The sequence below is a fragment of the Calidithermus roseus genome (assembly GCF_003574095.1).
GTDB classification, from domain to species: domain Bacteria; phylum Deinococcota; class Deinococci; order Deinococcales; family Thermaceae; genus Calidithermus; species Calidithermus roseus.
Genome location: NZ_QWLA01000008.1, coordinates 53,769 through 65,272 on the forward strand (window position 1 = coordinate 53,769; position 11,504 = coordinate 65,272).

At 65.4% G+C, this 11,504-nt stretch carries 11 protein-coding genes and 1 tRNA gene; 7 read left to right on the top strand and 5 right to left on the bottom strand.

Annotated features, from left to right (window positions below; translation table 11 throughout):
- Positions 1–131 precede the first annotated feature (131 nt).
- Both Mrose_RS03710 and Mrose_RS03715 read right to left on the bottom strand, forming a co-directional pair.
- Positions 132–1,160, bottom strand: coding sequence for a M20/M25/M40 family metallo-hydrolase (locus tag Mrose_RS03710; RefSeq protein WP_119276083.1), 1,029 nt, complete (start codon positions 1,158–1,160; stop codon positions 132–134).
- Positions 1,157–1,810: a response regulator transcription factor gene (locus tag Mrose_RS03715; RefSeq protein WP_119276084.1), complete on the bottom strand. Its 654-nt coding sequence runs from the start codon at positions 1,808–1,810 to the stop codon at positions 1,157–1,159. The genes Mrose_RS03710 and Mrose_RS03715 overlap by 4 nt, the downstream gene beginning before the upstream one ends.
- Before the next feature lie 103 nt (positions 1,811–1,913).
- Here Mrose_RS03715 and Mrose_RS03720 point away from each other — a divergent pair, with 103 nt between their 5' ends.
- From Mrose_RS03720 to Mrose_RS03735, 4 genes are all read left to right on the top strand, one after another.
- Entirely contained in the window at positions 1,914–2,426 is a 513-nt protein-coding gene (locus Mrose_RS03720) for a hypothetical protein (protein ID WP_119276085.1), read from the top strand.
- Positions 2,427–2,515: 89 nt separating this feature from the next.
- Positions 2,516–2,592, top strand: a tRNA-Ile gene (locus tag Mrose_RS03725).
- Between the two features lie 676 nt (positions 2,593–3,268).
- The gene (locus tag Mrose_RS03730) at positions 3,269–4,750 is read left to right on the top strand and encodes an MDR family MFS transporter (protein ID WP_119276086.1); all 1,482 of its coding nucleotides are present in this window, start codon (positions 3,269–3,271) and stop codon (positions 4,748–4,750) included.
- A gap of 127 nt (positions 4,751–4,877) precedes the next feature.
- Complete coding sequence (locus Mrose_RS03735; RefSeq protein WP_119276087.1) at positions 4,878–6,275, top strand: FAD-binding oxidoreductase; 1,398 nt, start codon at positions 4,878–4,880, stop codon at positions 6,273–6,275.
- 523 nt (positions 6,276–6,798) lie between these two features.
- Here Mrose_RS03735 and queF read toward each other — a convergent pair.
- The gene (gene queF, locus Mrose_RS03740; protein WP_119276088.1) at positions 6,799–7,203 is read right to left on the bottom strand and encodes a preQ(1) synthase; all 405 of its coding nucleotides are present in this window, start codon (positions 7,201–7,203) and stop codon (positions 6,799–6,801) included.
- Between the two features lie 6 nt (positions 7,204–7,209).
- Entirely contained in the window at positions 7,210–7,821 is a 612-nt protein-coding gene (locus Mrose_RS03745; protein ID WP_119276089.1) for a queuosine precursor transporter, read from the bottom strand.
- Between the two features lie 482 nt (positions 7,822–8,303).
- Between Mrose_RS03745 and Mrose_RS03750 the strand changes: the two genes are divergently transcribed.
- The 3 genes from Mrose_RS03750 (at position 8,304) to Mrose_RS03760 (ending at position 11,150) form a co-directional block, all read left to right on the top strand.
- Complete coding sequence (locus Mrose_RS03750; protein ID WP_119276090.1) at positions 8,304–9,815, top strand: phage tail sheath family protein; 1,512 nt, start codon at positions 8,304–8,306, stop codon at positions 9,813–9,815.
- Between the two features lie 92 nt (positions 9,816–9,907).
- The gene (locus tag Mrose_RS03755; RefSeq protein WP_119276091.1) at positions 9,908–10,429 is read left to right on the top strand and encodes a phage tail protein; all 522 of its coding nucleotides are present in this window, start codon (positions 9,908–9,910) and stop codon (positions 10,427–10,429) included.
- 7 nt (positions 10,430–10,436) lie between these two features.
- Positions 10,437–11,150 carry a T4 family baseplate hub assembly chaperone gene (locus Mrose_RS03760; RefSeq protein WP_119276092.1) on the top strand — a complete coding sequence of 238 codons (714 nt, stop codon included), beginning with the start codon at positions 10,437–10,439 and terminating at the stop codon, positions 11,148–11,150.
- Here Mrose_RS03760 and Mrose_RS18550 read toward each other — a convergent pair.
- The coding region (locus Mrose_RS18550; protein WP_220452277.1) for a hypothetical protein at positions 11,126–11,504 on the bottom strand (379 nt) is incomplete at its 5' end. The two genes, Mrose_RS03760 and Mrose_RS18550, sit on opposite strands and share 25 nt — an antisense overlap.

The window sequence follows — 11,504 nt, forward strand, 5'->3', positions numbered from 1 at the left end:
TTATGGCCAGGGTCAATTTGGGCCGGGCTGACCTTGGCAGAGCCAGAGTTCCAGCGAAAGTGATCTGTGGCGTGTGGTTCGTGGAAAGCCCTTCCCACAAGCTGTCTTTGGGTGTTTGACCTCTGAGCACCCTACGCCCCGCGCAGGCTGCGTACCAGCGCCCACAGCGCCCTGGCCCCTTCCACCAGCGATTCCGGCTCCACCCACTCCTCCGGAGTGTGGGCGCCCCCACCCCGATAGGTGCCGAAGGCCAGCGCAGGAATACCCACCTCAACCGCCGCGGAGGCGTCGGTGGAGCCCGAGAGCCAGCGCACTTCCTGGCCCACCTCGGCCAGGGCTTGCCGGGCCGCCCGCTGCATCTCGGGCGTAGCCGTGCTCCCCGCTGGGCGACGGCCCAGGACCTCGAGCTCGAGCCTCACCCCTTGCTTCTGGGCCGCAGCCATCAGCACCTCGCGGGCCTGGGCCTCGAGCTGCTCCAGCATCGCCGCCTTGCTGGCGCGGAGGTCGAGCTCGAAACCCACTTCCGCCGGGATGGCGTTGATGGCCTCCCCGCCCCACACCCGGCCCACGTTCACGCTCATGTCCTCGTGCTGCTTCAACTCGTACAGCGCGGCAATGGCCTGCCCTAGAGCGGGCATAGGGCTGGGATTGGCACGGTCGCCCCAGGCGTGCCCGCCCGGCCCCACGAACAACCCCCGCAGCCGCACCGAGCCCACCGCCTCGGTGACCACGCCGGGCATGTAGCCGTCCACCGCCACCACCATGCGCGGGGTGAGCCTCGCCACCAGCGCCCGGGCCCCCTTGAGGTTGCCCAAGCCCTCTTCCCCCACGCTGAAGCCCAGCCCGATCCCCAGCGGCAGCAGCAGCGGAGCCAGCGAAATTAGCACGGCCACGCCCGCTGAGTTGTCCCCCACCGCCGGGGCGAACCACTTCTCACCCTGCTGCCGCACGGGAGCGGGGGTCAGCACGGTGTCGATGTGGGCCACCAGCAGCAACGACCCCTGCCCGGCCCAGACGTTGCCCAGTTCGTCGCGCTGGGGGGTGAAGCCCAGTTCCTCCAGCCGCCTCACCACCCACTCCCCCCGCTCGCGCTCCCCGGCCAGCGGGCCGAACTCGAGCAGCAGGGAACGGGGGTCTAGGTGTACAGCCTGGGCACTCATTCACCCTCGCCCGACTCGGCCAGCCCTTCCCGCAGGGCGTAGAGGGCAGCCTGGGTGCGGTTGTTGAGGTGAAGCTTCTGGAAGATGTCTGAGAGGCGGTTGCGCACGGTCTTCTCGGAGAGGGAGAGTTCGCTGGCGATCTCGAGGTTGGTGTAGCCCTGGGCCACGAGCTTGAGGATCTGCACCTCGCGGTCGGAGAGTTCGGCGTGGGGCTTAGGCGTGGACTCGTGCTTGCTCTTGAAGTCCTGGATGATCTGCTCGGCCATCTCCGCGTCGAGCAGCACTTCCCCAGCCTGCACCCGGCGGATGGCCTCGAGCAGCTCCTTGGCGTCGGCGTCCTTGAGCAAGTAGCCCCGTGCCCCGGTCTTGACGGCCTCGAAGACGTAGGCATCCTGGCGGTACATCGTCAGCATGATGACCTTGGCCTGGGGCCACTCCCGCAGGATCTCCTGTGTGGCCTGCACCCCGTCGAGGCCGGGCATCTGAATGTCCATGAGGATGATGTCGGGCCGGGCCTCGAGGGCGTGGCGCAGCGCCTCGCGCCCATCTTTGGCCTCCCCGATCACCCGGAAGTCGGCTTCGGCCTCGAGCAAGCTCCGTAAGCCCTGGCGGAACAGGGCGTGATCATCGGCGAGCAGAATGCGTATCATTGCCCTTGATTCTACTCTCCTTCCGCTTCGGGGGTTTAGCATTCCTGGCCTAGCTATTCGGCTATCGACGACTTCTGCAGAAGTCTCTTGTAGCATGGGCACGATGAAGCGTGCGTTGAAGTCTCTGGTGGTCGTGGCAATGCTGGCCCTGGGCGGTGCGCTGGCCCAGGATGGATGGGCCAGCCTGCGGGGCAGCTTCGGGTTGGGCACCACCGTGTCCTACGGCTTCGCGGGCAGCCTGGGGGCCGAGCTGGAGTGGCTCGACCCCAGCCTGCGGGTCTACCCCAGGGGAAGCGTGGCCTACCTCCTCGACCTGGAAATGCTGCTGAGCGGCCCGCGGTACGGCGTCCTGATCGAAGGTGGGGGAGCAATCTACTCCAACTACGACCGCACCGGGCTATTTGGCGCAATCCGAGCGGGTGGCGGCTTGCTGATCGAAAACTCCATCGGCACTTTCGTAACCACCCTGGGCCTCACGGGAGGCTACCGAATGTCGGAGGGGCCCATTGAAATGGGCCTGGAGGGCGGCCTGCGGATCACGAGCACCGACTTGGGCAACGTGACGGTGCTCGAGTTCAGCCCCCTGCTGCGGCTCAGCGCGGGAGTCCGCTTCTGAGGCAAGCGGGGCTCCTCAGCCCGGCTTACTTGACCAAGCCAGAGGGCTTCGCTATATTAGGGGACGCTGTCCCACGAGGGACTTCGCACGGGCGGTTAGCTCAGCTGGTTAGAGCACACGCCTGATAAGCGTGAGGTCGGTGGTTCGAGTCCACTACCGCCCACCAAAGGGAAACCCGTCCGGAAGCCATTTTTCGCAGCTTGCACCAGGCTTCCGGACGGGTTTTTAGAGTGCTCCTCACATCCCTCGAGGCAAGGCATAGAACCCAAACGCCGTCGGGGCCAGGGGAATCGCGCCCCCAGATACAAGGTGCGTGACGGGCGTAGATGAGGCAGAAGTGGCGCGGTGAGCTTCACTACGATTTTTATATCCATGGGTTGCAATTTAGGAGTTCATTATGTTACTATCGAAATACGGGGGCAGAAATATGATCTAGTTTCAGGACGGACGGGAAGGAACAATGACAGGGGGATAATGCCAACCCAATTACCCCAAAAGATAATCGGCTTCTGTCATGGCCCTGCACGACGATCTTGCAGCCCCAGCCGTTCAAACGCAAGGTATGGAGGATTGGGATGAGAAAAGTCACAGCCGCGCTACTTATCTCGCTCGGGGGGGTCATGGAAGCCACCTATGGCAGGAGGAACAGGAGGCTACCGCGGCTCGCGCTCCCAGCGGTGGGGTCTAGGACTTTCGGCGGAGGGCAAACTGGGACTTCGGCCCAATGCGGCGCTGGGGAGGCTTGGCTAGGCTCGAGCCCATGCTGCGCGACCTGAGCCACCTGCCATTACCCTGGCAAATCACCCGGTATTCAAAACCACTTTTACCCATAAGGACTTCTCATGAGCGCTACTCAAGACCGCAACGAATACCAGCTCTCCAGCCGTGACCGGGGCATCATCTTTGCCCTGCTCATCGCCACCTTCGTGGTCATCCTCAACGAGACCATCATGAACGTGGCGCTGCCTAAGCTGATGGTCGAACTCAGCGTCAGCGCTAACACCGTGCAGTGGCTGGCGACCGCCTTCATGCTGACCATGGCCGTGGTGATCCCCATGACCGGCTTCATCATCCAGCGCTTCAGCACCCGCGCCGTCTTTCTGGCGGCGATGGGACTGTTCAGCCTGGGCACCCTGGTCGCGGGCTTAGCTCCCGACTTCGAGTTGCTGCTGGCCGGGCGCATCGTGCAGGCTTCGGGCACCGCGCTGATGCTGCCCCTCTTGATCACCACCGTCCTGGCTCTGGTGCCCGTGGAGCGGCGCGGGGCGGTGATGGGAAACATCAGCATCGTCATCTCGGTCGCGCCGGCCATCGGGCCCACCCTCTCGGGGCTGATCCTCGAGGCGCTGTCGTGGCGCTTCATGTTCCTGCTGGTCCTGCCGGTGGCCCTGCTCACCCTGGCCTACGGGGCCTGGCGGCTGGTAAACGTCGCAGAGCCGCGTCCGGGAAGGCTGGACCTGGCCTCGGTGCTGCTGTCGGCAGCGGGTTTCGGTGGGCTGGTCTATGGCTTCAGCAGCGCGGGCGAAGGCCCGGAAGGCTGGAGCAGCCCCCGCGTTGCAACAGCGCTGGCGATCGGAGGGGTGAGCCTCGCCGTTTTCGTCTGGCGGCAACTGGCACTGCAAAGGCAGAGCACCCCACTTTTGGACCTGCGGGTTTTCCGCCATCCGATGTTCAGCCTCAGCCTCGTGATCATCATGATCGCCATGATGGCGCTGTTCGGCGGGGCCATTCTGCTGCCGATCTACCTGCAAAACATCCGAGACCTAGGCTCGCTCGAGACCGGCCTGCTGCTGCTCCCCGGCGGATTGCTGATGGGTCTGGCGGCTCCCACCGTGGGCAAGCTCTTCGACCGCCGCGGCCCCGTCGCGCTGACCAGCACCGGGGCGCTGCTCCTGAGCCTGACCCTCTGGGGCTTCGGTACCGTCGGGGCGAGTACGCCGGTGGGGTTGCTGCTGGCCCTGCACTTGCTGCTGTGCCTGGGGCTGGCCCTGCTCTTCACTCCAGTGATGACCACCGGCCTCAACCCCCTGCCCGGCCACCTCTACTCCCACGGCAGCGCCATCATGAGCACCCTGCAAATGGTCGCCGGAGCGGTGGGGACGGCCTTGCTCGTGACCATCATGACCAGCCGCGCCGCCAGCCTGCGCGCGGTGGCCTCGCCCGAAGTGGCTCAGATCACCGGCTTGCACGCAGCCTTCGCGGTCTCGGCAGGAATCGCCGTGCTGGCCCTGGTGCTGTCTTTCTTCCTCCGGCGCGTGGCGCCTGGCGAGGCTGCCGTGCCGACCCACGGCGAGACCCATGCGGCGTTCGCGGGGGACGACTGACGTATATGAGCTCGAGCACGACCGGCATCACGGGTTACTCATGGAGCTTCGACATTCACCCTCCGTTCACACTGGCTTCGCCCGCGTTTCACGCTTTGACTTCTATCCCCAGAACAGGAGAAATCACATGGACAAGGAGAATCAGTTCACTTCGTCCGCAATCAACCCTGCCCTCTCGATTCCACAGCTCCGCAGCGCCTTCGATGGCCGGGTGATCGGGCCGGAGGACGCCGATTACGGCCAAGCCCGCACCGTCTTCATGGGCGGCTTTGACCTCCGCCCGGCGGTGATTATCCGGGCCGCCAACGCCGACGACGTCGCGCGCACCATCTCGCTGGCCCAGGAGACCGGGCTCGAGCTCGCCGTCCGCAGCGGGGGGCACAGCGCCGCCGGCCACAGCAGCTCTGACGGGGGGATCGTGCTCGACCTGCGGGACATGAAGGCGCTGGACATCGACGTGGCGGGACGCACCGCCTGGGCCGAGGCCGGGTTGACCGCGGGCGAATACACGGTGGCGACCGGGGCGCACGGTCTGGCAACCGGGTTCGGCGATACCGGCTCAGTGGGAATCGGGGGGATCACCCTGGGGGGCGGAGTGGGCTACCTGGTGCGCAAACACGGCCTCACCATCGACAGCCTGCTGGCCGCCGAGGTGGTGACTGCGGAGGGAAAACTCCTGCACGTGGACGAGGAGAAGCACCCCGACCTCTTCTGGGCGATTCGTGGGGGCGGGGGCAACTTTGGCGTGGTGACCCGCTTCAAGTTCCGACTACACGTGGTGGACACAATCGTGGGCGGGATGTTGCTGTTGCCGGCCACGCCCGAGGTCATTGCCGGCTTCATCGCCGAGGCCGAGGCTGCGCCCGAGGAGTTCTCGGCCATCGTCAACGTCATGCCCGCCCCGCCCATGCCCTTCGTGAGTGCCGAATACCATGGCCAGCTCGTGGTAATGGCCCTGATGGCCTACGCGGGCGACGCCGAGGCTGGCGAGCGCGCCATCGCGCCGCTTCGGTCCCTGGCCACGCCGATCGTCGATATGGTTCGGCGCATGCGTTACCCCGAGCTCTACCCACCGGAAGAGGAGGGCTACCACCCTACAGCAGTGTCGCGCACGATGTTCATCGATACCGTCGATCGCTCCGTGGCCCAGACGATTCTCGAGCACCTTCGCTCCTCCACCGCCGCCATGCGGGTGGCGCAGTTACGGGTGTTGGGTGGGGCGATGGCCCGCGTCCCAGCGGAGGCCACCGCCTTCGCCCACCGCGACAGCCGCATCATGGTCAACGTCGCTGCCTTCTACGGCCCTCACGACCGGGTCGAGCAGGAAGCCTGGGTCCGGGGCTTCGCGGCGGCCCTGCGCCAGGGGGACGGCGGCGTCTATGTCAACTTCCTCGGGAACGAGGGGGTAGAGCGGGTTCGCGCGGCCTATCCGGGATCAACTTGGGAGCGGCTGGTCGCAGTTAAGCGTCGCTATGACCCCGCCAACCTCTTCCGGCTGAATCAAAACATCCCACCGGAGGGGTGATCCTCCCAGCACGTTGGTAAGTCCTCACCTCTCGAGTTAGTCTCCGCGAGGGGCTGCATCAGACCCCGGGTGGCCGACATCGGCAACGACATGGAAAACCAGGCCGCTGGCAGTGGTTCCTACAAACTGCCGTCAGTGGGCATAGGAAAAGTGGCTTCCCCACGCTTCTAGGGTTTTCCCCTCCTAAACGTGCCGGGGGTTCGGAGTCTCGTCCGCCATCCAGCGAACCACTCGCTCGAGCCCGGAAAAGGTTCGTCCAGCTCAGGCGGCAGACGCTTGGGCCTGGCAGCCCGACGTTCAGCTTTAGCTGGCTTGCCCTGTTCGTGAGAGGAGTCAATTTGCTGCCGCATAGCAGCCTCCTGTTGGCCAGGTAAGCCGGAAATAATCGGCCATCCTCGGTCTAATACATATTTATTGCTTACTATTAGGATTATAACATAATCAACTCCTAAATTCCAAGCCAGGATTATGAAAAATGTAGCGAAAACCCCTGTCTGGCGATTAATCGATGAGGCTGCTGAGGTCAGGGTTTCTGCCCGCGCACGGCGGTGACCACGATCCCGATGGCTCCTCGAGGGTTCTGCTCCAGGGTCACCTCGAGCCAGGCCGGGTCGATGGCAGCCACGATGTCATCGGCGATGCGGGCGGTGAGTTCCTCGCAGAAGGCGGGCTCATCGCGGTAGGCCCACAGGTAGAACTTCAGCGACTTGCTCTCGATGCATTTTTCCCGGGGAACATAGGAAATGCGAACCCGGCCGAAGTCGGGCTGGCCAGAGCGGGGGCATATGGAGGTGAACTCGGTGGCCTCGAGGGTCACCTGGGTGATGTTGGGTGCCCTGAAAGCCTCGTGCGCCAGCACCCGGCGGGCTTCTTCCAGGGATTTGGGCCTGGGCATGGGCCCACTGCGAGGAAGCCAGAACTCGTCCATAAGGCTTTAGTACCCCTCCAGCGCCAGCCCCTGCGCGCGTAGGGTATTGCGCACCCAGTAGACCAGGGGGATCAGCACCGTGCTCACCAGCATTTTGATGACAAGCTGCCCCAGCATCAGGTTCAGCAGCGGAGCCCCCGTGCCGGCGAAAGCCAGCGTGATGAAGATCACCGTGTCCAGCGTGGTGGAAACCAGGTTGGACGTCAGGACCCGGCCCGCGATGGATCGCTTCAGGCGCTCGAAGATCAGGGCATCCAGCCAGGTGGAGATACCATAGGCCGTCAGGGAGGCGATCACGACGCGGAAGGTGGTGCCGAAGACCTGGGCATAGGCGCTGTCGTTGAACCAGACGGGCCTGGGCAGCACGGTTACCAGCAGGCCGTACAGGGCCAGCAGGGCGTTGGCCGCCAGGCCAGCCCACACCAGGGCCTTAGCGACCCGCCACCCCCCCACCGTGTGCACCGCATCGCGCAGGGTGAAGGTGAGAGAGTAGAGGAAAATTGCGCCAGGAACGACCCACGTGCCCATCTGTACCAGCCGGCCCGCCGTAGCATTGGATACGAGCTCAGCTGCGATATAGAGGGCAACCAGGCTTACCAGAAGGTTTTCTTTACGCATGAACTTCTCCCAGGGGATTGTTCCACTTTTTTCGCCGCCTGCCAATAGTGCTCGAGAAAGGCCGGGCGCGTTTAGCTTTCGTTTACCTTTGCTGCTTTCGGGCCCGACCCAGATGAAATCGCTTGACACCCTCCTGGGGTCTGGCCTACCCTGAAACAGAACCAACTCATCGCAACCGACCGCATCGCGCACTTGCCCGCCTGCTCCAGGCCACCCTGACGCTGCGTTTTCCGGTCCGGTCAGCGACGGTTTACGGGAGCTTTGGCCAGCGGTTCAGGGAGGTCCATATGGCCCACAGGCTTCAGGAGGGTTCGCGGCATTCCAGGCGCGGTGCGGGTGAGTTCGCTCGAGCGGGCCCGTAGCGCTGCGCGAGCGTGTGGCTCGCTTTTGGGAAAAAGCTGTAACGCCGGTGTAACCTTGGATCAATCACAATCAGGCCCATATTCCTTTCGTCTTCCCCTAAAACTCAGAAGGAGGCGTCAATGCCAGTCACACCGAGTTATCCAGGGGTGTATATCGAGGAATTGCCCAGCGGCGTGCGCACCATTACCGGGGTAGCCACCTCCATCACCGCCTTCATCGGGCGGGCACGGCAGGGGCCGGTCAACGATCCACTGATGGTGCGCAGCTTCGGCGAGTTCGAGCGGGTCTTCGGCGGGCTGTGGCTCGAGAGCACCCTGAGTTACGCGGTGCGCCACTACTTCGCCAACGGCGGCAGCGACGCGCTGATCGTGCGCATCCACAACGGGGCCACCAAGGCCTCGCTGGCGATCTCGGGGGCGCTGACGCTGGAGGCCAAGAACGAGGGGGCCTGGGCCAACACCCTCAAGCTGGTGGTGGACCACAACACCAAAGACCCCGCCGACACCAGCCTGTTCAACCTCAAAGTGCAGAATGCCGCCGGGGAGACCTTAGAGAACTTTCCCAACGCCTCGAGCAACCCCGCCAACCCGCGCTACATAGGGGGCCTGCTCGAGCGCGAGTCGCGGCTGTGGCGGGTGAGCGGCAGCGTCAGCGCCCGGCCCGCCGCCGACACCTACGACCTGGCCGACCCCACACCCCCGGCCGGGGTCACCGTCACCGCCGGGAGCGACGGCAACGCCCTGACCCTCAACCAGTACACCGGCTCACAGGCCAATAAGACCGGTGTCTACGCGCTGCTCAAGGCCGACCTCTTCAACCTATTGTGCGTGCCTCCGCCCAGCTTCACCACCGACTTCGCCGATGGCGACTGGGACAACTTCCACCAGTTCTGCCAAGACCGCCGGGCCCTCTTGATCGTGGACGCGCCCCGGTGGGCCGACAGCGCGGCGGCGGTGTCGGGCATCGCGGGCTTTACCCGGCACAAGAACGCGGCCATCTTCTTCCCCCGTCTCAGGGCTCCCGACCCCTTGAGGGAGAACCGCCTCGAGGAGTTCGTTCCCTGCGGCGCGGTGGCCGGGGTGATGGCCCGCACCGACGCCTCGAGGGGCATCTGGAAGGCCCCGGCGGGCCTCGAGGCCACCCTGAGCGGGGTCGCGGAGCTGAGTGTATCGCTCACCGACAAAGAGAACGGCGACCTCAACGTGCTGGGGGTCAACTGCCTGCGGGCTTTGCCCAACGTGGGGCGGGTGGTGTGGGGCGCGCGCACGCTGGAGGGGGCCGACCGGCTGGCCTCGGAGTGGAAGTACATCCCCGTGCGGCGCATGGCGCTGTACCTGGAGGAAAGCCTCTACCGCGGCTTGCAGTGGGTGGTCTTCGAGCCCAACGACGAGCCCCTGTGGGCGCAGATCCGGCTCAACGTGGGATCCTTCCTGCACAACCTCTTCCGCCAGGGGGCTTTCGCCGGCACCACCCCGCGCGAGGCCTACTTCGTCAAGTGCGACAAGGAGACCACCACCCAAGACGACATCAACCGCGGCATCGTCAACATCCTGGTGGGCTTCGCCCCCCTCAAGCCCGCCGAGTTCGTCATCGTCAAGCTGCAACAGATGGCGGGGCAGGTGCAGGCGTGACGTAAGAGTCTTGCGTCATACGTCCTATGCCAGCCGCCGGAAAGAAACGTATCGCGTAAGACGTATGACGTACAACCTCAGGGAGGTATTCAATGGCCCAATTCAGCGTGAACGCGACCCGCTTCGACCCTTACAAGAACTTCAAGTTCCGCCTCAAGTGGGATGGCCGCTACGTGGCGGGGGTGAGCAAGGTCAGCGCGCTCAAGCGCTCGACGGAGGTCGTCGAGCACCGCGAGGGGGGCGACCCCTCGACGAGCCGCAAGTCGCCGGGGCGCACCAAGTACGAGGCCATCACCCTCGAGCGCGGCGTGACCCACGACGAAGAGTTCGAGAAGTGGGCCAACAAGGTCTGGAACTTCGGCTCCGGGCTGGGGGCCGAGGTCTCGCTCAAGGACTTCCGCAAGGACATCATCCTCGAGGTCTACAACGAGGCCGGGCAACTGGCCATCGCCTACCGCATCTTCCGCTGCTGGGTCTCGGAGTACCAGGCCCTGCCCGACCTCGACGCCAACGCCAACGCGGTGGCCATCCAGACCCTCAAGCTGGAGAACGAGGGCTGGGAGCGCGACTACGAGGTGACCGAACCCAGCGAGCCCAGCTTCACCGAGCCGTAGGTAGGCCATGTTCCCAGGCGCTCAAACCTGGCTGGAGGTATGGGAGCAGGGCCAGCGGGCCACGCCTCTGCAACGGGCCCTGCTGATCCTGCAAGCCCTCACCCCCGGCGCCTCCTGGCAGGAACTCAGCCGCCTTCCCCTGGGCGAGCGCGACGCGCGGTTGCTGGCGGCGCGGGAGGCGTTGTTTGGCCCCAGGCTCGAGGCCCTCGCGCACTGCCCGGCCTGCGGGGAGCACCTCGAGCTGAGCCTGCGGGTGGCCGACCTGCGGCTGAGCCAAAGCCCCTCACGCCAGATCCTCAAGCATGGGGAATACCGCCTCAGGCTGCGCCCCCTGGCCAGCCAGGACCTGGCGAGCGCGCTCGGCAGCGCCGACCCGGCCCGCACGCTCACCCTGCGGGCTATCGAGGAGGCGAGCTGCCAAGGGCAGACCCTGGAGGCCGCGCAACTACCGCAGGAGGTGCTGGAGGCGGTGGCCGACCGGCTGCCCGAGACCGATCCCCAGGCCGACCTCGAACTCAAGCTGAGCTGCCCGGCCTGTAGGCACGCCTGGGCCGCGCCCTTCGACGCCGTGGCCTTCGTGTGGCGCGAGCTGAACGCCTGGGCCCTGCGCACCCTGGCGGAGGTCCATCGCCTGGCCTCAGCCTACGGCTGGCGCGAGCAGGACATCCTGACGCTCTCCCCCGCCCGGCGGCAGTTCTATTTGGGGATGGTGGGACCGTGAACCCCTTTCTGAGCCATCTCATCGCCCACGGCCAGGGGCAACCCCCCGCCATCGAACCCCGGCTGCCGGGGCGCTTCGAGACCCCCGACTACTTCGCGGGGGATTGGGAGGGCGAAGTCAGCGAGTACCGGCGGCGAGAGCCCGAAGCGCCCCGAGCCCCCGGCCTGAGCCCCACCGAGCCCGTCGCGTCCGTGGCTCGAGCCCCGCGTGATCCCGCCGAAGCGGAAACCCCGCTGCCGTTGGCAGACCAGCAAGCCCCGGAACCATCCAGCCGGAAGAGGCGCTCGAGGGCTGAGAAGAGGGAACTCGAAGCCCGCCCATCTCCCGTTCAGCCCCCAAAACCATCGCCTCAAC